We start from the raw sequence: 17730 nt of genomic DNA on the forward strand, positions 1-17730 counted from the left end.
TCTCCTACTCACGCGGCCCCAGGAGGCCAGCTTCATACAAACGGTTCTGTGTGATGATCAGGGCGCGGAGGAAGTCGTCATCTCCGGCCTTGTCTTCGTTGCGGTGGCAGTTCGCGCAGCCATGATATGCGAAGAAATCATGCGGCTTCTCGGCCATGCCGGTGTTTGTGAAGCGGCGGATATGGCACATGACCGTGGTTTCTCCGCTGCGGTCGCACCCAGGCAATTGCATGGTGCACATTTGACCACGCGCGAAGTTGCGCAGCTTCTTGGACACGCAGTTGCTCACCTTCTGGACGGGTGGGCGCATGGGGGCTATGCGGCTCATGACAGCAGGGCCTCCACGATTGCCATGTCTATGATGAATGCGCCCAGATAGAGAAAGTGAGGCTGGAACTCCGCGTTGAACCGGAACGCATGTGCGAGGGCGAGAATTATGGTCATGCCAACACCTCCGCGCCAAACTCTGTTTCGTATTTCAGCGCGTCGGGGTCCGTTAAGCGGACACCCAAAGCAGCAAACTCCGCATGAACGGCATCCATGAATGCTGTCATCTGCTTGACGGTCATTAAGCGTGTGACAGGCAGGTCGAAGGCCTTTATCGCAGCCAACTTTTCTTCATGGCCCAGGTGCATCAACACTCTATCGTAGGACGCGCAGAACGCCTCGTTCCCATCGCGGAGGATCGGCACCCCATGACGCAGCTTGCAGTCTGCCCTGACGTCCTCATGAGTCCGGTCGCCGAACTGACGGGCGATGTCGCTGAACCAGCGTTGTGCCAGCCGGTTTTGCGCCCCGGATCGTGGGTCGCCTTTCGTCCATGATACCGTGATAGGTGGGTCGACGGCGCGCAGGAGAACTGCAAGCGCATCGATATGTCGATCTTCGCGGAGGATCTTCGTGGGCATCAGTACGCCCCCACTGCCTGATCGCCGTATGTAATCGGATCAAGCGCGTTCCGCTTGGCGTTTGCGGCGGTGGTGATTTCGTTTTGCATCGGCTCGGGCAGGCCGGTGATTGCCTCCTGGATGTCGGGGCGGTTAAGCCACGCGTCTAGACCGTCGATCGACTTGGCTTTGCTGATGTTGTTTTGGACCCAATCGCGCCTTTCAGCGGGGGTCATTTCTGGCTTCTGTTTCGACTTAGGGGCCTCTTGCTGATACCCGCTGACCTTCACCTTCGACCACGGGTCTTCCGCCCAGGACCTCCATTGAACCTTGTTGCCCACCTGCTTCACCTCACAGGCAACCCACGGGCTGTCGAGGCGGTAGAGGTATCGGCCAATCCCCCATTTCACGGCGGCGCGCTTTAGGGCATCAGAGAGACCGCCTTTCTCTGCCTCAACCTGCGTTCCACCGGCACCGTCCGACTTGCTGATCCACTCGTCACCTATCTTGATCGAGAGTGTGCAGATGGTCCTGCCGGTCGAGGTTTCTTCGTAGCTATCCTGCCAACCCTCAGGGCCGCAGACATTATCTAGGCGGTCCATAACGTCGCGCGCGTCGATATAGGCCAACGCGAGGGCGGCATAGCCATCGCGGCCCTTGTATGGTTGCCCCTGGACGCGCCAGTGAACGGATTCGCGGGGAAACTCGGCTGACAGATTAGACAGGTTCATCACGAAGCCCTCACTGTTAGCGTATCGCCGCCAGTAACAAGCTCAGCCCCAGGGACGGTCTCGCCCGCCTCCAAGGCCTTCTTGATAGCCGTCCGGTCGGGTTGCTTCTTCATCTGGCAGAGTTGTGTGGGAACAGTTTCCAGATCGGTGATATCCACCTTTGTGCGACCCACCGCGAGCGAGATTGTAGCCCTCGGGCGCTCCGCCTTCCGAACCCCTGCGGCCTCCATCACCCGCATCATCGCCGAGCGAGATGCCGCTTGGCGGCGCGCAAAGCGCTCTTTCCGTTCAGCCATGCCTTTCATCTGGTCGGCGATGGCCTTCTGCATGGCCTCGGCGGCGCGCTCATCTGCAATCAGGGCGTCGAGCAGGTCGCCTGTGTCAATCTCGCCATCCAGTGTATCCAGCAGCGTCATGTCGTCGAGGTCGTCGCCGCACATGTCGCGGATCATCTGCGCAACCGAAGCGATAGTGTTGGCGTCAATGTGTTTCATCACGCAGCCTCGTTGTTCTGTTCACGTTCAGCGCGGTCATTGGCTTTGCGCATTGCGTCACGAAACCATCGAAAGGTGAGAGCGTGAGATGGGTTATTGGGGTTTGCCTTGTCCCACTCGGCAACTTCTTCAATGAAGGCGCGGAGTAGTTCATGTTGGCCAGCGGTTCTCATTGCTCACGCGCCTCCTTGATTGCCATGTCTGCTTGGTGATCCATCCAATCCCGCGAGGCGGTGATTTCGCGGCAGGCAGCGTCAAAAGCTTCTGTCCCTTCAACCATCTCGGAGAGGCCATCGGGGTAGGGGCTGTCCCACCCGAACCACATGTAGAAGCCGCCGATGTCGTTAGGCTCTGGGTTGTGCGTTTCGAGCAGAGAGCGCGCGACCGCTTCCAAGATCATTGCTTTCTCGCTTCGTGTTGGCGTGTTGACCCATTCGTGGGTTTCATCGTTTGCGATGACGATGGACTCCCGCCAATCTCCGATCTGCGACATGTGCGGCAGAAGCTCTAAGACTTGATCGGCAAGGGCCTCTAGATCGGCCCCGAAGACACCGAACGGCGCATTTCCGTCGCTAAGCTCAAGCATGAAGATCGGCGTCGTGGCCGGTAGGGCGGCGATGTTGTCATGACGGGCCATCAGAACACCCCCACAGCAACAGAGAGGACAACGCAGACAACGATGAGCTGCGCGATGATCGCTAAGTCTGCGGCGGCTTTTACGTGCCGCAATCGATCTTCGTAGGGGGTGTGCATATTGTCTCTCCCAACTGTGAGGCAGGCTCGGGTGTTGGGAGGAATATGGTACATAAAATATGTACAGTCAACACAAAAGTACAAAATAAATGTACATCGATCTAATCTTGTGAGAATCACCGCAAAGAAAAACCCCGCCGGAGCGGGGTGGGGGTGTTAGGATTTGGTGTTGGCGCCGGCTTCTATTCGCCGTTCCCGGTCTTGCCTGCCAGCCTATTGATGACTCCGTTCAGGATCCTTGCAATCTCTTCCATCCCCATGCGCCTTGCGAGAGGAATGAGTATCAGAAGCTGAAGGACGAGGAGCGCTAGCGGCCCGCCGAAAGTGGGCATCAAAGTGAAGAACACGATGTCGAACAAAATCACAACAATGACTATGAAGACAAACTGATCTTCTCGGCGCGCATCCTTTTCGTCCGCTAGATCATCTTGAAGCTCTTGTATTTGCTGCTCTTGCTTGGTTGGCTCCGATGCGCTTAGACCAGAGAGTCTCCGAGTTGGCTTTCGCAGATCAGAGGGTTCAGTCACTTTCCATCCCATTGTATTCGGCCAAGATATCAGTGTTCGGAATCGGAATCCTTCGCGTGCCTGGGATATAGTTGATTGCCCATGCACCGCCCTCCCTATGGGTAGCGTTAACAAGCTGCCCGGGGCGGGTGGAACCCAGAGCGTCATATGCTTCATCGAGCAGTTCAGCTTCTGGCGTTCCCGCCACACTGGGGTGAGGGCTGAACACGTCTTTTACGGGGTGCGCACCAAATACTTTGGCGCGGTGGTATAGTTCCGGGTGGACCGGGCCATAGTCCCACGCTTCGAAATGGCCATTCACAAGCGGGTCGCCACCCGTGCGACCCAGATAAAACATGTGAGCCAAGTAAATGAGCTTCTGAAGCTGAAGGTTGGATAGCGTCCAGCCAGAGCGCTGCGACATATGCCTGGCTGCCGCTTGAACGTTGATTGCCATACGTAGCCTCCTTTGCCGGGAATATACTAGCAAGTACAGCACAAAACAAGAACTAGCGGCGTTTCGGCCATGTTTTCCTGGGCAACAATCATTCAGCGGAGCGCTTCGGCGGCCCGTCAATTTGCATCTGTCCGACTCACCAGATTTACTTACCACCGCCAACCCTTACGCTCAAAAGAACTTTGCCCCACAACATAATGCGGCTTGCGTGTTCCTGATTTGTTCCCCATCCTGACAGTGTAGTGCCCGGTCGATCTGTTGACGGCCTGATCCCGTGCCACCCCTTTCCGCAAGACGGCGGAGTCAAGAATAAGAGTAACCTGGGGAGGTGCTATGAATCGCGTAACGTTTTGTCTGTTGGTGCTTGTGGGGCGCTTAGGTGTGAACCTTAACTGGGTTCTAGATCCCGTTCACTGTGTACGTCGCTTAGCTTCTCGAAAAGCACATCCTGCACGTCACCGGGAAGCTGAGAGAACTGACCAAGAATAAGGAAGTTGAAGTCTATCCGGTGTTCTCGAAAGAGGTACACCATGATGGGGCGTGAAGGGAATGACCGGCCTTTCTCAACATTGTTGACCGCCTGCTTCCCGATCCCGCCATGCTGGCCGAAAGCTTCCTGGCCAAGGCCGGTGGTTAGCCGCGCCGCCTTCATACGCACCCCGGATGCCATCTCACTCGCGTCGCCGGTCAGCGCAAGCCGCTCTTTTTCCTGTGTGTTCATGGGAAATGGATAGATCGCAGTCCACAAAAAATGAACGTCCATAAGCGCTGAGCATTGACGGTACATAACAAATGTACTAAATCAATGCTATGACAGACGCTGAGATCATCTGCGACAAGCTTGGACGCCACATACTCATTGAGAGTCTGGGAGTAAGTAAGGCCGCGCTTTCCAACGCGCTGACGGCTGGCGTTTTCCCCTCTCGATGGTTTTCGGTGGTCAAACGAGAGTGCGAGAAACGGGACATTCCATGCCCAGACGCGGCATTCAGTTTCATCAAGCCCGCGACCAAAGCCGCACCCAAAAACACCAAGGAGGCCACACCGTGACCTCCCCAGTGTCCTCCGCTGTTCCTGTTCAAGTTTCTCCGACACGAGAAACAGATAAGAACGGAACCTCTCAAATGTCATGGCCCAAAGTTTTTGTGTTGTTCTGGCGCGCCGAGTTTAAGCGCTATTTCAGCCGCTTCCTGCGCCGCAACTACGCCGGACCCGAGGAAGTCAGCTTTTACTACAACGTCCGCTATCAGACCGCCGTCAACTGGTGGGATGGCGTCAATGCGCCCAACGGCTCAGCCACCAGCATGGCAGATGCGATGCATCCCGGCTGTCTGCGGGAGATGCGCGAAGAAGCATACAGAGATTGGGTGGGTGGAAATGATCGGGCTGCTTAGATTTGTGCGGGCCTTTGTGTCCGCACTTCTTTGGTTCTGCGTTGGGAGTGGTTTCGTCATCGAGGCCATTTCCGGCCAATTGGTTGAACTTCAAAAGTTTTTGACAAACGAGATTGAGCGGAGGCGTGCATGACCCCCGCACAGAACACCAAGGCCGGACCATTACCCGTCCGTACTGCCCCTACAGACGCGCAGGGGTGGCCTGCGGTGGCGCGTCAGGAGAGCGAGGCCGATGCTTCGTATAATGCCGCCCGCCGGGGAGGCGGCTCCACATCCCCGGCAACCATTCCCTGGCACCACGGTTTTGCGGAGGCGTCGTGATGGCTGACAAACCCACGAGCACTAACCGCCCGGAGCAGAAGCGAGATCGCGCAATTCTGGTTCGCCGTCTACGGGAGCGGGCAAGCGCTGTTCGACTACAGGTGGCTGACCTTTCAAACCAGGCACATGAACTCGATTTGGCGGCAAACGCTATCGAGGCCGCTAATGAATAAACACCCGCAACCTCGTTCCGTCTCCCTCCCTGATTGCGGGTCATCCGGTGATCGCACCGGCAACTGCTCGGCGTCCTCTGTGGCGTCGGGCCTTTTTTTCTCGGCTTCTTCTCTGGCCTCGCCATTGGGGCCGCAATCATCGGAGGTGTGTGATGTTTGGACCGTTTGCATTCCGCAAGCCCGAAAAAATGCCAGAAGGTAAATCGATGGGTGAATGGAGACGCCTCATGTGGGTCGTCTGGAAAGAGCGTGATGCGATGAGCATGGGGCGCACGGCCTGGGCGTGGATGGCTCTGTTTTTTGCCGTCTTGGCTATCATCGGATTTGCGACGTGAGGTGCGTGATGCAGTATGAGTGGGGGCCATGGATCGAGCATGACGGCAAGGGGTGTCCGTGCGCAGGTAAAGTGGTCCAGGTGTGGCTTTTCTGTCCCGTGCGAGGCGATCTGCCAGTCGAAACTGTTGTTGCTGGGTCGAAGGGTGGGGAGTCTTGGGATTGGCGCAATTACCCCATACTCACAAAAGTCATCCGCTACCGCATCCGGCGTCCGCTAGTTCGCGAATACCTCGAAGAAATCACAGAGACCTTGCCTGTTTTGGAGGACGCATGATGGAGCTTTCGTCCCACGATAAGAAGCTTGTCACCATGGCGGTAAAGGCCATGGATGCCGGTGGCTACATCATGGCTGACACGACAGAGTCCGGCCACGAGGTCTGGCGTATCAACGGCATGAAGCCGATGTCGTCGGCCCTGGTCTCGCGTATGATCGAAGCGGGCATATTCCAAGCAAACAACGACAGCCTCTTCCTTGACGGCCAGACCCTGCGCCGTGGCGACGGTCCACCGCCGATGGAGGCTTACTTGCGCGAGCGCCTAGGGCGGGGATACATCATCGCGCGCCAAGGTTCACGCGCCGCCCTAAAGGCTGCCGCCTGCAGTTGCCCTGTCGTCACGAAGGCAACCTACCAAAAGGCTAAAGACGAGTGGGGCTTTCTCAATGGCCTAAGCCGGGAGGATGCATGACCTTCCTCCGCCGCCTTCTCCGCGCCCTTAAGCAGTTTGCGGCACAATACTCGCAACAACGGGCCATCCTCGCCCAACGGGCAAATGACGCGCAAGCGGCCTACGACGCTGCCTGCGCACGCGGAGACACTCGCGCCCAACACACCACCCTCAAAGCCCTACAGGGCGCCACACACGCCCTGATGCGCGCGGAGGTGGGGCATGGGTAAGAGATCTGACTTCAAGCGCCGCCCACAGGATGCGTATGACACGCCATGCGAAGCAGTTGCGCCCCTGTTGCGGTTCCTCCCTTCTCGGTCACTGTTTTGGGAGCCTTGCGCCGGCAAAGGCGATTTGCTGGATGCGCTTTTGGAGGCGGGCCACGAGGGCTATGGCACCGATATTGAGCCTCGGGCCACCCACGTAGGCAAAATGGACGCGCTCCTGGTTACACGTCTATTTTCAGCCCAATACATCATCACCAACCCGCCTTGGACCCGCTCCATCCTCCACCCGATGATCGAGCATTTCAGCGCCATGCGTCCGACGTGGCTCTTGTTCGATGCAGATTGGGTCCACACCAAGCAGGCCGCGCCGTACCTGCCACATCTCCGCAAGATCGTATCTGTCGGTCGGGTGAAATGGATTCCCGACAGTCCATACACCGGAAAAGTCAATTGTGCGTGGCACCTCTTTGACCAGAACGCCGAGGGCGTGACCGAGTTTGTGGGGCGGGCGGCATGACCGAATTCACAATCACCCTCCCTATGCCCCCGTCCGTGAACCAGCTTTACACTGGCATGGGCAAGAACCGCCGCAAGCATCCGAACTACTCGGCGTGGTGCAATGAAGCGGGTTGGCGGATGAATGAACAGAAGTCCGCCGGGGCGTTCGGCAGCCTCTTGCCGGATGTCTGGTACTGGACCGATGTCAGCTTGCCCGAGAATCACTTGGGCGACAGCGACAACCGGCTCAAGGCGCTCCACGATCTGTTGCACGAAATGGGGGCCACGCCCGACGACAAGTGGCTCCTCGGCGGCACATTCATGCGCTGTCCTGATGTCGTGTCGGGCACGTGCGTTGTGCACGCCGTCTCAGTCCCGGGCGGGGCAAAGGCCCAGATGGACCAACTCAGGTTTTTGGCAGAGCGGTTCGGGCGAGTTTCCGCAGGCCACCTGAGCGCGGAGGCTTGATGGCGAATCCATGGCTCAAATTCTACCCGACAGACTGGCGTTCAGATCCGAAACTTCGGATGTGTTCGGCGGCAGCAAGAGGACTCTGGATTGAAATGATCTGCCTCATGCACGAATCCACCCCTTACGGCCATCTTCTTGTTGGCGGCCACTCCCCGACAGATGCGCAACTCAGCGCGTTGGTAGGGATACCATCGGACCAACTCCCGAACCTTGTTCGCGAGCTTGAGGAAGCTGGTGTCTTCTCCCGCACGCGAGAGAACGTCATCTACTCGCGGAAGATGTCACGATCAGCCAAGAAGGCGGCAACGGCGCGCAATAATGGCCGTAAGGGTGGAAATCCAAATCTCTCAAAAGAAAGGATAAATTCGGCGTCGGTTAACCTAGAGGATAAGCCACCGGATAAGCCCCAGAAGCCAGAGGCTAGAATCCAGAATACCCCCCAAAGCCCCCCAGGGGGCGGTACGTCATCTTTCTCAGATTTTTGGGAGAGGGTTCCAAAGGGGTGCAAGAACGACAAAGCGGGAGCTGTGGCGCAGTGGCGGCGCATGAATGCTGATGATCGTCAAGCTGCGTTCGACAGTGTTGTCGCTTGGTACGCTTGGGAAATGAACGCCCACAAGGACCGAACCCCGCTCTATCCGACGCGTTATCTCAGCAAGCGCCGTTGGGAGGATGAGGGCTGGCAACCACCCAAGCCCGCCGATCCACAGGCTAAGTTGGAGCTTTGGGCTAAGAGTATCCGGGATGGAACGTTCGTTAGCCCATCTGTCTGCCCCCCGCAGATGTGCCGGGCCATGATTGAGGCTGGTCTGGTGACGGCTGAGCAGGTCCAAGCCCGGGGGTTGGTAGCATGAGGATGGAACGTGCTCTTTCTTCGGTCTCGTCGCTCTACGGCTACAAGCCATCGGAGATCACAGCCGCACACCAGAAGGGCGGACCGCACCGGCTAGCCCGCGCGCGGTGGCACTTCTGGGACATGCTGCATCGCAACGGCTGGCCCTATGCGGAGATCGCCCGTCGCCTGGGCCTTCATCACACCAGCGTCATCTACGGCGTTCGCAAGCACAACGAAGAGAAAGGACGTGAGTTATGAGCGGATCAGTCAACAAGTGCATAATTCTTGGCAATCTTGGAAGAGACCCTGAGGTCAGAACCTTCCAGTCCGGTGGAAAGGTCTGCAATCTGCGTATCGCCACGTCTGAGACTTGGAAAGACAAGGACTCAGGTGAGCGCAAGGAGCGCACCGAATGGCACCAGGTATCGATCTACTCGGAGCCGCTTGTCCGGGTCGCGGAGCAATACCTGCGCAAGGGGTCAAAGGTCTACATCGAGGGCCAGTTGGAAACCCGCAAGTGGCAGGACCAGAGCGGGCAGGACCGATACTCGACCGAGATCACACTACGTCCGTTCAGCAGCCAATTGGTGATGCTGGACGGCAAGCCAGACGGCCAGAACTCCAACACCCAACCCACCCCCCAAGGCGGGTACGGCGGGTCCGGTCCCGAAGAAGAAATCCCATGGTGATGAGATGGCCCATCAAACCCCACTGCTAATCATTCCACGCATGGATCAAGCGGCGCTGCGTAAAGAATGGCTCCGACTTCGCAAGCACGAAGATGCGCATGGTGGTCCTCCTTTGCCGCGCTCGAACCTTGGTGAGCGGAGTCCAGACACAGAAGCCCGCATGGATAAGACCGTGTCTGTTTTGAAACGCATGAGCTGTTGGGCCACAGCATCGCAGATCGGGCGCAGGATCGGCATGAGCGGGAGAGGTGCGGGGACGCACCTGACGGCCATTCACCGGGAGCGCAGATGCCAGCGCCGGCGCGTTAAGGATCGCTATGGCAACGACCGGTTTGAGTATCGAGCGAAGGAGGCTGAACAGCAAAAATGAGCACAGGTGTATCGAGCATATACAGCCACGGGCCATCTCCTGAACCAACCGGAGAGGTCGCTGAGCAGAGAAACCACGCCGCGCGTAAGGCGCTTTGGCACAAGTGCGGGTGGGCCACACTGGTCCCTGACGACATCACAGACGATTGGGTGCGTCAGGCGGTCATCAACGAAGCAGTAGCAGCATTTGGCGAGAGGCAGGATGGGCAAGGGAAAGAAAGCGGCCACCAGAGCGAGGAAGCGTAAGTCTCCGACGCTGGCTTATACCGGCGATCACGGCACAGGGACGCCAGCAGCACTGTCTGGCACGATGCTTGAGCGGTTACACCATGAGGGTCGGCCTGATCCCAACCGCCGCGCCCGCCGCCGCCGCATCGAGGTCATAGATGAGTTGCAGTTTCTCTCTTTGCGGCAGTATCAGGCGGCGCGGGAGATCAGGGATGCCTATTGCGCCACCCAGAAGCTTTCTAGTGGGTCGCCAGCGAAAGAGCGCGTCGATACATCCACGCGGCCAGATGCCTTTGCGGCTGTGCATTGCGATGTGACGTCCCGATTGAACCGAGCGATGTATGCGGTTCCGCGCCACTTCCGGTTTGTCGTTGAGGAAATCTGTTGGAACAACACGCCGATCCGAAAGCTCAAGCGGGGACATGATATCGTGAAGTCGGAATTGCAGGGCGCGATGACTTGCGTGGCTGATCATCTTGGTTATTGACCAAAACGCTAAAGGGGGGTAAAACACGAACATCGAAGATGTGCGCCCGGTTGAAAGATTGGGCGTTTTTGATTCTGGCCTAATCAGTCGGTGTGCTTATGCGATAGCCGTCTCCGCTGCCTCATCCGCTCAGCCATCGTATAGCTCTAGCTCTGGATTTAGGCTTGGGTTGGTTGCCACTGATCCCTCATCAATCGGGCCAAAGAAAGGGTAAGCCGGATCGAATGGGGCGGGAGCATCCATTATCATGGCGTTTGGAATTGACCATGGAACCTCGTTAGAACCATCACTGAAGTTAAGGCAAGACGGTTGCTCGGGAAGCGGAAGCGACAGGCAATAGTTTCGCATGATCGCATCAAGGTCTGATGGGTTGTAGCTACGGAGCGCGTTAGGATTTAGGAGCCTCCAAGTTGGGGTTGATTCCATTTGATCTGTAGTCGAAGCGTTTTCGCTACGAACACCCGGAGTGGCGACTACTTCGCGATTGGTTGTTGAGGCGGAACCACCATCCGTCGCAGGCGAGTAGTCATTTGGGAGATCGATTGGAAGAGGAGAGACAGTCGGCCTGCATGAACGAGTCAGCCCAACATCAACAGGGCAAACGACGAATGCCGCATGTTCTCCTGTTCCGGAACGGCTTCCGACTTGCGAAACCAACTTGTATTCGAAGCCGATGGCAAACTCGGTTATTCCAGGAGCGGTTTCCGGTTCACATGGAAACGTGAAAGGAACCAGCCCCGCGAAGTAGAATGTATTGGTTTCGCCAGGCTCAAGGATGCGATCTCTAGATCCAATCAGAAAGTTCTCATCAGACACATCAAGGACTTCGGCGGGCCAAAGCGTGGACAATGCTGTTTGCTCCTGGTTTGCGGTAATCGGATTAGGTGTTCCGCCCACCCGTCGAGCGACCACTCGTTCAATAGAGATCGTTGTTGAGGCGGTCATCGAGTTCGTTGCTGAGTAGGAGATGCGAGTTTCGAGAGGCAAAGCATGTGTTTCGGCATCTGAAGAGCAGGTGGCAGCGCGATGAGCTTCGAAGTTCTCTCTGGTGAGGCCAAACACCTCTGATGTAACCAGGGCGTCTACACGCGGACTTAAAGCGGCTTCAGACTCCGCGATAGTAGTGTCGCGATTGGGCGCATTGATGACAAACTCAAAAAAGGCCCAACAGCCTGCAAGCACAATCGCAATAGACTGAACCCAATTCTTTACGTCTTCGCTATTCATCTCGATCTCCAATTCAGAAATCTCAATTTGGAGACGGTATCAGATTCTGCCGGTTTTCCGAAATGCAAACCTAGGAAAAGTACACCATGAGCGACCGAGATGAAGCGGGGCGCTTCGCTAAGGGCAACCGTTTCTGGGAGGCCCGCTCAAGCGCAGGCCCCAAACCCAAGTTCAAGAACCCCGAGGAGCTGTGGGAGAGGTGCCTAGAGTATTTCAACTGGGTTGAAGAGAACCCGCTAGTCGAGGCGAGACCCTTTGCATACCAGGGCCAAGTCACAATGGCCGAGGTGCCGAAGATGCGCGCTATGACGATTAGCGGCCTGTGCAACTTCTTGGATATCGCGGTTTCCACGTGGGATGAATGGCGATCTTCGCGGCCCGATTTGTCGGAGGTCATTACGCGAACCGAAGAGATCATTCGTCAACAGAAGTTCGAGGGGGCGGCTGCTGAGTTCCTGAATCCAAACATCATTGCCCGTGATTTGGGGCTGGCTGACAAAAAAGAGCATATCGGCGGCATCGCCCTGACGGTAGACCAAACCGACGCTGAGCTTTGACATCCAAGCTGACGCTCAAACAACAGGAGGCCAACAAGCTCTTAGCCGGACCCGCCCGCAACATTATGCTTCGCGGCGGATCGAGATCAGGCAAGACCTTCGTTCTTATCCGGGCGATCATCCAACGCGCAATCAATGCGCCGGGGTCGCGCCACGCCATATTCCGGTTTAGGTTCAATCACGCCAAGACATCGGTTTGGTCGGACACACTGCCGAAGGTTCTCAAGCTCTGCTTTCCGACGCTTTCGGTGCGCTTCGACAAGACTGACTTCTTTGTCGAGTTGCCGAATGGATCGCAAATCTGGATCGGGGGCTTGGACGATAAGGAGCGGGTCGAGAAGATCCTCGGCCAGGAATACGCCACGCTCTACTTCAACGAGAGCAGCCAGATTCCATGGGCGTCGGTTGAAACAGCGATGTCTCGCCTGGCCCAGAAGGTCGAGCTTGCTCCGGAGATCGCGACCGCTACGGGGCGGACGCATCTCTCGCTAAAGGCCTACTACGACTGCAATCCGCCGTCCAAACTGCATTGGTCGTACCAACTGTTCCGCGCGAAGGTGAAGCCAGGCACCAAGGAAACGCTGCCGCAGCCGGAACAGTACGTGGAGATGCTGGTTAACCCGGCTGACAACTCGGAGAACCTGCCTGCCGAATACTTTGATGTGCTGGCCAGCATGTCTGCAGCCAAGCGGTTGCGGTTTGAGGCCGGTGAATGGGCGAGCGAGGTGCATGGCGCTCTCTGGGCGCTTGAAGACAGAAAAGCCCCTGACGGCAAAGTTATGCCGGGCATCGACGCTCTAAGAGTAGCAGAGGCCCCAGAGCCACGACGCATCGTTGTTGCTGTGGATCCATCCGGGACACGTGGTGACGGCGGTGGAGATGATATCGGGATCATTGTCGCAGGACTTGGCGTCGATGGGGACGCCTACATCCTTGAGGACGCGACTTGCCAGATGTCGCCCGAGGGATGGGGTAGGCGCGCGGTCGAGCGATATGATCACTATGGCGCTGACCGGATTGTCGGGGAGCGAAACTACGGCGGCGACATGGTGAGGTTCACGGTCGCCACTGCGAACAAGAAGGCAGCCTTCAAGGAGGTTGTTGCCAGTCGAGGCAAGGCAGTTCGGGCGGAGCCAATCAGCGCGCTCTACGAGCAGGGCAGGGTGCATCACGTGGGCGACTTCCCGGACCTTGAGGACCAGATGTGTAACTTCACGGCGGCTGGATATCTGGGTGACGGCTCTCCCGACCGTGCTGACGCGCTGGTGTGGGCGCTGACGGAGTTGATGCTTGAAGGCTCCACATATTCTTGGGCGGGCGCAATATGACGACTATTTTCGACGGCCTGCGCAACCTCGTGTCAGGTCTTGGCTCTCCCCGCGATAAAGCGGCGTCGGCATCGTATTATCTGGAAATCCCTGATGATCAGCAATTACAGGCAGCCTACCGCACATCGGGGCTGGCTCGTAAGATCGTAGATATACCGGCGCAGGATGCGTGCCGAGAGTGGCGAGAGTGGCAAGCGGGCGCTAAAGAGATCACCGCTATCGAGGCCGAAGAGTCCCGGCTTCATGTTCAGGGGCTTGTGAGACAAGCCAAAATCCTTGCCCGCCTCTACGGCGGAGCAGCGATCTACATTGGCACCGGGGAGACTGACCCGGCCAAGCCCATGAACCCGGAGACGATCAGACGTGGCGGTCTGCAATATCTGACAGTGCTTCCCAAGTCGCGGGTGTCGGCAGCGGGTATTGAGACTGATCCGCGCCTTGAAGGGTACGGCAAGCCATCCTTCTACCAGCTTGATGCGGGCGTAAGAGTCCACCCAAGTCGATTGGTTGTCTTCCATGGCAGGGAGTTGCCGGAAATAGACATGGCCTCGGCAGCTTCTGGTTGGGGCGATAGCGTCCTGACATCGACGCTAGAGGCTGTGAAGGCAGTCGACAGCGTTGCCGCCAACATCTTGGCGCTGACCTATGAGGCGTCTGTTGATGTGATTTCGGTTCCGGGCTTCACAGACAACCTGCGAAACGGTGGGCCGGAGTACGAGGCAAACATTATCCAGCGCTTCCAATTGGCCTTGCTGGCGAAGAGCAATACCAAGGCGCTCCTTCTGGACGCTGAGGAAGAGTACACCCAAAAGTCAGCAGATTTCGGATCGCTTGATAAGCTGTGGGATCGCTTCATGCAAACTGTGTCGGCGGTGTCCGACATACCGATGACGCGGCTATTCGGTCAGTCACCGGCCGGTTTGAACGCCACGGGTGAGGGCGACCAGAAGAACTATCACGACACCGTCAAGGTCATCCAAACACTTGAAATGCAGCCAGCGATGGCCCTGCTGGACGAATGCCTGATCCGCTCGGCACTCGGCTCAAGGCCCGATGAGATTTTCTACAACTGGCGACCACTGGGACAGCCAAGTGCCAAGGAACGCGCCGAAGTTGGCGACAAGATCACGTCAGCCTTTGAACGGGTCTATCGGATGGATGGCCTGGTTCCAGAAGAGCCGCTGTCTAAGGCGCTGATCAACGCCCTTACCGAATCTGGCATCGCTCCGGGTCTTGAGGCCGACGCAGACAGTTACTTCCAGGGCGAAGAGGTCTGACACTATGAAATTCACCGACACCGCCGATATGGCGGGAACCCGCGTTACGCGGGATGGATACCTTGCGGCTGAAATCGCATGCGCTCGCACAGGATGCCAAACCTATCTCGGTACGGAGTTGGGCCTGACAGATGAGCGCCCCATCGTCGTCTATCGACCGGAAGAGGTGGTGTTTCACAAGGACAGCCTCGCAACTTTTGCCGGGAAGCCGATCACGCTCGGGCACCCCGACGAAGACGTGTCGGCGGAAAACTGGAAGGCACACGCTGTCGGCGACGTTGGCGACGATATCGCGCGAGATGGCGAGGTCGTCCGGGTTGGGATCATGGTTCGTGATGCTGCCGCGATCCGCGCTATCGGCGACGGGACGCGCGAAATCAGCATGGGGTACTCGACTCCGATCAAAATGCAGGACGGCACAGCGCCGGACGGCACCGCCTATGAGGCGATCCAGACCGGACCCATCACAATCAACCACTTGGCGCTCGTAGATCGCGCTCGAGGCGGTTCTGAACTCCGCATTGGTGACAATGCGGGCAAATGGGGCGTGGCCCCGCTACCCACAGCAGACATGAAAGGACGCCAAATGGCCGACAATCTGCAAACTGTGGTGCTGGGCGATCAGGCCGCGCAAGTCGCGGTTGCCGATGCACCGAAGATCGAAGCTTTCAAGGCGGACCAGGCGAAGGCCATGGCCGATGCGAAGGCAAAGCACGACGCTGAGATCGCGGCAAAGGACGCTGAAATCGCAAAGAAAGACGCCAAGATCGAAGATCTGGAGAAGGCGGCTATTTCCGACGCAGATCTTGATGCCAAGGTCCAGGCTCGCGCCGATCTCGTCGCGTCCGCGAAGGCAATTGTCAAAGACTTCGACGCCAAGGGCATGTCCGACGCGGACATTCGTAAGGCTGTTGTTTCGCAAAAGTTGGGCGATGCAGCCGTGGCAGACAAGGCCGAGGCATACATCGACGCCCGGTTCGACATCCTCGCCGAGGACGCGGCCAAAGGCGATGTGGTTGCAGACGCAATCACCAATGGCACGCCAACTAAAACAACTGACGGGTGGGACTCTGTTGTCCCCATGCGCAAGGAGGCTTGATCCATGACAATTCTTACGGAAGGCGCACGCAAGGCCGAGTTCATGATCTCGGAGGCGAATGATTGGCGTTCGCGTGATGAGGTCACTGTGACGGTTCCAGCGAACACCACGCTCGAAGCAGGCACAGTGCTTGGCGAGATTACGTCATCTGGCAAGTTCGTTCGCCACGCTGCCGGCGCATCTGACGGTTCTGAGAGCGAGGCGGGCATCCTGTTTGCCAGTCTTGTGAACGGTACCGGCTCTGCCGTGGATTTCGAGGCAACCAACCTCGCCCGCGATGCCGAAGTGCGTGGCTCCGATCTCACCTATGAGGACGGCGCAGACGCCGCTCAAATCACCACGTCGAATGCCGCCTTGGCCGCACTCGGCATCATCGTTCGCTGAAAGGAGGCCTGATCATGGCTACCATGGACATTTTCAATAACTCAGCCTTCAGCGCGACGTCTTTGTCGGGCATGGTTGAGAAGATGGACTACGTTCCTCAACTTTTGGGGTCGCTGAACCTCTTTGAGCCGGAACCTGTCCGGACCCGAAACGTGTTTGTTGATCGGATTGAGGGCGGTCTAACGCTTATTCCCACCTCGGCCGATGGCGCACCACCTGACGTGCTGGGCGGTGAGGATCGTGACGCGGTTTCATTGCGCACGACACGCCTCGCAAAACGTTTTACGCTCTATGCCCACGAACTTGACGGCATTCGGGCCACTGGCTCTGAAACCGAACTTATGGGCGTGCAGCGCGAGTTCGGGCGCCGTCTCGGTCGCATCCGCAACGATATGGAAGTTACCCATGAGCATCACCGCCTTGGCGCGTTGCAGGGTGTTCTTCTGGATGCTGACGGATCGACTGTCATCTATGACTACTCAGCCGAGTTTAACGAGGCCATCCCGGCTGCCGTAAGCTTTGAGTTGGACGTTGATACCACTGACGTTCACAAGAAGTGCAAGGACATCGCCCGCAGCATGGCGCGCTCTGGCAAGGGGTCGCTTGCGTCGGCGTCGATCCATGCGCTGGCTGGCGATGACTTCTATGACGCTCTGATCTCGCATCCGAATGTGGAGAAGTTCTATCTGCAGCAGCAGGCAGCCAACCCGTTGCGTGAAGCTCAAGGGCAGGTCTTCGAAAGCTTCCGCATTGGCGGTATCACCTTCCACAACTACCGCGGCACGGACGACAACGCGACGGTGGCAATCCCGACTGATGAAGCAAAGTTCTTCCCCGTCGGCGCGCGTGATGTCTTCAAGGTTGCGTATTCACCCTTGGAAGCCCTTCAGTTCGTCAACACCCCCGGCCAGTCGGTCTATGCAATTAACGTGCCGGATCGTCAGCGCAACATGTGGACCAAGGGTGAACTGTATTCCTACCCGCTCTACATGTGCCAGCAGCCGCGCGTGCTACGCCGCGCAACGCGGACCTAGGGGGCGCCATGACCAAGGTGATTATCAAAAACCCCACATTCAAAACAAAGGCTGTCCGCGAAACGGGCGGCTTCACCGTCATCAAGCCAGGCAAGTCCGCCAAGGTCGATGCGATTTGGTCTGACCTTGAGGTCGAGCGGTACAAGGCTGCTGGCTTGGAGTTTGGTAAGGCAAAAGCCGACCCTCTTTCAGATCTCAAGGCCCAAGCCGATAGTCTTGGCGTCGAGTACGATGGGCGCGCGACAGCCAAGTCGCTGCAGGAAGCGATCGATGGCAAGCTGGCTGAGTAAGTGAGGGCGCGG

At 57.6% G+C, this 17730-nt stretch carries 24 protein-coding genes; 15 read left to right on the plus strand and 9 right to left on the minus strand.

Annotated elements, in window-relative coordinates:
• Nucleotides 1-4: 4 nt before the first annotated feature.
• The 8 genes from GTF44_RS07875 to GTF44_RS07910 all read right to left on the minus strand — a co-directional run bounded on the left by GTF44_RS07875 (nt 5) and on the right by GTF44_RS07910 (nt 4591).
• A complete protein-coding gene (locus tag GTF44_RS07875) occupies nt 5-328 on the minus strand; it encodes a nuclease domain-containing protein (protein WP_253261275.1) in 324 nt (107 codons plus the stop codon).
• 112 nt (nt 329-440) lie between these two features.
• Entirely contained in the window at nt 441-908 is a 468-nt protein-coding gene (locus tag GTF44_RS07880; RefSeq protein ID WP_171560629.1) for a hypothetical protein, read from the minus strand.
• Nucleotides 908-1618 (minus strand): Rad52/Rad22 family DNA repair protein, encoded by a 711-nt coding sequence (locus GTF44_RS07885; RefSeq protein WP_171560631.1) that lies wholly within the window; start codon nt 1616-1618, stop codon nt 908-910. Before GTF44_RS07885 ends, GTF44_RS07880 begins: the two co-directional genes overlap by 1 nt.
• Nucleotides 1618-2112: a siphovirus Gp157 family protein gene (locus GTF44_RS07890; protein ID WP_171560633.1), complete on the minus strand. Its 495-nt coding sequence runs from the start codon at nt 2110-2112 to the stop codon at nt 1618-1620. Before GTF44_RS07890 ends, GTF44_RS07885 begins: the two co-directional genes overlap by 1 nt.
• A gap of 169 nt (nt 2113-2281) precedes the next feature.
• Nucleotides 2282-2749: a hypothetical protein gene (locus GTF44_RS07895; protein ID WP_171560634.1), complete on the minus strand. Its 468-nt coding sequence runs from the start codon at nt 2747-2749 to the stop codon at nt 2282-2284.
• Between the two features lie 298 nt (nt 2750-3047).
• Nucleotides 3048-3392, minus strand: a complete 345-nt coding sequence (locus GTF44_RS07900; RefSeq protein ID WP_171560636.1) for a hypothetical protein — start codon at nt 3390-3392, stop codon at nt 3048-3050.
• Nucleotides 3385-3828, minus strand: a complete 444-nt coding sequence (locus tag GTF44_RS07905) for a Panacea domain-containing protein (RefSeq protein ID WP_171560638.1) — start codon at nt 3826-3828, stop codon at nt 3385-3387. Before GTF44_RS07905 ends, GTF44_RS07900 begins: the two co-directional genes overlap by 8 nt.
• Nucleotides 3829-4216: 388 nt before the next feature.
• Nucleotides 4217-4591 carry a helix-turn-helix domain-containing protein gene (locus tag GTF44_RS07910; protein ID WP_253261274.1) on the minus strand — a complete coding sequence of 125 codons (375 nt, stop codon included), beginning with the start codon at nt 4589-4591 and terminating at the stop codon, nt 4217-4219.
• 208 nt (nt 4592-4799) lie between these two features.
• Between GTF44_RS07910 and GTF44_RS07915 the strand changes: the two genes are divergently transcribed.
• From GTF44_RS07915 to GTF44_RS07950, 8 genes are all read left to right on the plus strand, one after another.
• The gene (locus GTF44_RS07915) at nt 4800-5222 is read left to right on the plus strand and encodes a hypothetical protein (RefSeq protein WP_171560640.1); all 423 of its coding nucleotides are present in this window, start codon (nt 4800-4802) and stop codon (nt 5220-5222) included.
• Between the two features lie 646 nt (nt 5223-5868).
• The gene (locus GTF44_RS07920; protein ID WP_171560641.1) at nt 5869-6051 is read left to right on the plus strand and encodes a hypothetical protein; all 183 of its coding nucleotides are present in this window, start codon (nt 5869-5871) and stop codon (nt 6049-6051) included.
• Between the two features lie 271 nt (nt 6052-6322).
• Nucleotides 6323-6739 carry a hypothetical protein gene (locus tag GTF44_RS07925; protein ID WP_171560643.1) on the plus strand — a complete coding sequence of 139 codons (417 nt, stop codon included), beginning with the start codon at nt 6323-6325 and terminating at the stop codon, nt 6737-6739.
• A 201-nt stretch (nt 6740-6940) separates the two neighbouring features.
• Complete coding sequence (locus GTF44_RS07930) at nt 6941-7462, plus strand: class I SAM-dependent methyltransferase (RefSeq protein ID WP_171560646.1); 522 nt, start codon at nt 6941-6943, stop codon at nt 7460-7462.
• Nucleotides 7459-7911 (plus strand): hypothetical protein, encoded by a 453-nt coding sequence (locus GTF44_RS07935; protein ID WP_171560648.1) that lies wholly within the window; start codon nt 7459-7461, stop codon nt 7909-7911. Before GTF44_RS07930 ends, GTF44_RS07935 begins: the two co-directional genes overlap by 4 nt.
• 859 nt (nt 7912-8770) lie before the next feature.
• Nucleotides 8771-9007, plus strand: coding sequence for a hypothetical protein (locus GTF44_RS07940; protein ID WP_171560650.1), 237 nt, complete (start codon nt 8771-8773; stop codon nt 9005-9007).
• Entirely contained in the window at nt 9004-9438 is a 435-nt protein-coding gene (ssb, locus tag GTF44_RS07945) for a single-stranded DNA-binding protein (protein ID WP_171560652.1), read from the plus strand. Before GTF44_RS07940 ends, ssb begins: the two co-directional genes overlap by 4 nt.
• Nucleotides 9439-10009: 571 nt before the next feature.
• Entirely contained in the window at nt 10010-10522 is a 513-nt protein-coding gene (locus tag GTF44_RS07950; RefSeq protein WP_171560653.1) for a hypothetical protein, read from the plus strand.
• Nucleotides 10523-10651: 129 nt separating this feature from the next.
• Here the strand turns inward: GTF44_RS07950 and GTF44_RS07955 are convergent, their stop codons facing one another.
• A complete protein-coding gene (locus GTF44_RS07955; protein WP_171560656.1) occupies nt 10652-11749 on the minus strand; it encodes a hypothetical protein in 1098 nt (365 codons plus the stop codon).
• An 86-nt stretch (nt 11750-11835) separates the two neighbouring features.
• On the opposite strand from GTF44_RS07955, the gene GTF44_RS07960 reads away from it, so the two are divergent.
• From GTF44_RS07960 to GTF44_RS07990, 7 genes are all read left to right on the plus strand, one after another.
• A complete protein-coding gene (locus GTF44_RS07960; protein WP_171560658.1) occupies nt 11836-12306 on the plus strand; it encodes a DNA-packaging protein in 471 nt (156 codons plus the stop codon).
• 65 nt (nt 12307-12371) lie between these two features.
• Nucleotides 12372-13634 (plus strand): phage terminase large subunit, encoded by a 1263-nt coding sequence (locus GTF44_RS07965; protein WP_253261287.1) that lies wholly within the window; start codon nt 12372-12374, stop codon nt 13632-13634.
• Nucleotides 13631-14911, plus strand: coding sequence for a DUF1073 domain-containing protein (locus tag GTF44_RS07970; protein ID WP_171560661.1), 1281 nt, complete (start codon nt 13631-13633; stop codon nt 14909-14911). The genes GTF44_RS07965 and GTF44_RS07970 overlap by 4 nt, the downstream gene beginning before the upstream one ends.
• A 4-nt stretch (nt 14912-14915) precedes the next feature.
• On the plus strand, nt 14916-16010 hold the full coding sequence (locus tag GTF44_RS07975; protein WP_171560662.1) for a DUF2213 domain-containing protein: 1095 nt from the start codon (nt 14916-14918) through the stop codon (nt 16008-16010).
• Nucleotides 16011-16013: 3 nt separating this feature from the next.
• Nucleotides 16014-16394, plus strand: a complete 381-nt coding sequence (locus GTF44_RS07980; protein WP_171560663.1) for a head decoration protein — start codon at nt 16014-16016, stop codon at nt 16392-16394.
• Nucleotides 16395-16408: 14 nt separating this feature from the next.
• Complete coding sequence (locus tag GTF44_RS07985) at nt 16409-17428, plus strand: major capsid protein (RefSeq protein WP_171560664.1); 1020 nt, start codon at nt 16409-16411, stop codon at nt 17426-17428.
• 8 nt (nt 17429-17436) lie between these two features.
• Complete coding sequence (locus GTF44_RS07990) at nt 17437-17718, plus strand: hypothetical protein (protein ID WP_171560665.1); 282 nt, start codon at nt 17437-17439, stop codon at nt 17716-17718.
• Nucleotides 17719-17730: the final 12 nt, after the last annotated feature.

It is taken from the genome of Roseobacter sp. HKCCD6576-2 (assembly GCF_013179285.1).
Lineage (GTDB): Bacteria > Pseudomonadota > Alphaproteobacteria > Rhodobacterales > Rhodobacteraceae > Rhodophyticola > Rhodophyticola oceani.

Coding starts and splice junctions, on each gene's coding strand:
- GTF44_RS07875 (WP_253261275.1), bottom strand. CDS start 328: ATGAGCCGCATAGCCCCCATGCGCCCACCCGTCCAGAAGGTGAGCAAC.
- GTF44_RS07880 (WP_171560629.1), bottom strand. CDS start 908: ATGCCCACGAAGATCCTCCGCGAAGATCGACATATCGATGCGCTTGCA.
- GTF44_RS07885 (WP_171560631.1), bottom strand. CDS start 1,618: ATGAACCTGTCTAATCTGTCAGCCGAGTTTCCCCGCGAATCCGTTCAC.
- GTF44_RS07890 (WP_171560633.1), bottom strand. CDS start 2,112: ATGAAACACATTGACGCCAACACTATCGCTTCGGTTGCGCAGATGATC.
- GTF44_RS07895 (WP_171560634.1), bottom strand. CDS start 2,749: ATGGCCCGTCATGACAACATCGCCGCCCTACCGGCCACGACGCCGATC.
- GTF44_RS07905 (WP_171560638.1), bottom strand. CDS start 3,828: ATGGCAATCAACGTTCAAGCGGCAGCCAGGCATATGTCGCAGCGCTCT.
- GTF44_RS07910 (WP_253261274.1), bottom strand. CDS start 4,591: ATGGACGTTCATTTTTTGTGGACTGCGATCTATCCATTTCCCATGAAC.
- GTF44_RS07915 (WP_171560640.1), top strand. CDS start 4,800: ATGCCCAGACGCGGCATTCAGTTTCATCAAGCCCGCGACCAAAGCCGC.
- GTF44_RS07920 (WP_171560641.1), top strand. CDS start 5,869: ATGTTTGGACCGTTTGCATTCCGCAAGCCCGAAAAAATGCCAGAAGGT.
- GTF44_RS07925 (WP_171560643.1), top strand. CDS start 6,323: ATGATGGAGCTTTCGTCCCACGATAAGAAGCTTGTCACCATGGCGGTA.
- GTF44_RS07930 (WP_171560646.1), top strand. CDS start 6,941: ATGGGTAAGAGATCTGACTTCAAGCGCCGCCCACAGGATGCGTATGAC.
- GTF44_RS07935 (WP_171560648.1), top strand. CDS start 7,459: ATGACCGAATTCACAATCACCCTCCCTATGCCCCCGTCCGTGAACCAG.
- GTF44_RS07940 (WP_171560650.1), top strand. CDS start 8,771: ATGGAACGTGCTCTTTCTTCGGTCTCGTCGCTCTACGGCTACAAGCCA.
- ssb (WP_171560652.1), top strand. CDS start 9,004: ATGAGCGGATCAGTCAACAAGTGCATAATTCTTGGCAATCTTGGAAGA.
- GTF44_RS07950 (WP_171560653.1), top strand. CDS start 10,010: ATGGGCAAGGGAAAGAAAGCGGCCACCAGAGCGAGGAAGCGTAAGTCT.
- GTF44_RS07955 (WP_171560656.1), bottom strand. CDS start 11,749: ATGAATAGCGAAGACGTAAAGAATTGGGTTCAGTCTATTGCGATTGTG.
- GTF44_RS07960 (WP_171560658.1), top strand. CDS start 11,836: ATGAGCGACCGAGATGAAGCGGGGCGCTTCGCTAAGGGCAACCGTTTC.
- GTF44_RS07965 (WP_253261287.1), top strand. CDS start 12,372: ATGCTTCGCGGCGGATCGAGATCAGGCAAGACCTTCGTTCTTATCCGG.
- GTF44_RS07970 (WP_171560661.1), top strand. CDS start 13,631: ATGACGACTATTTTCGACGGCCTGCGCAACCTCGTGTCAGGTCTTGGC.
- GTF44_RS07975 (WP_171560662.1), top strand. CDS start 14,916: ATGAAATTCACCGACACCGCCGATATGGCGGGAACCCGCGTTACGCGG.
- GTF44_RS07980 (WP_171560663.1), top strand. CDS start 16,014: ATGACAATTCTTACGGAAGGCGCACGCAAGGCCGAGTTCATGATCTCG.
- GTF44_RS07985 (WP_171560664.1), top strand. CDS start 16,409: ATGGCTACCATGGACATTTTCAATAACTCAGCCTTCAGCGCGACGTCT.
- GTF44_RS07990 (WP_171560665.1), top strand. CDS start 17,437: ATGACCAAGGTGATTATCAAAAACCCCACATTCAAAACAAAGGCTGTC.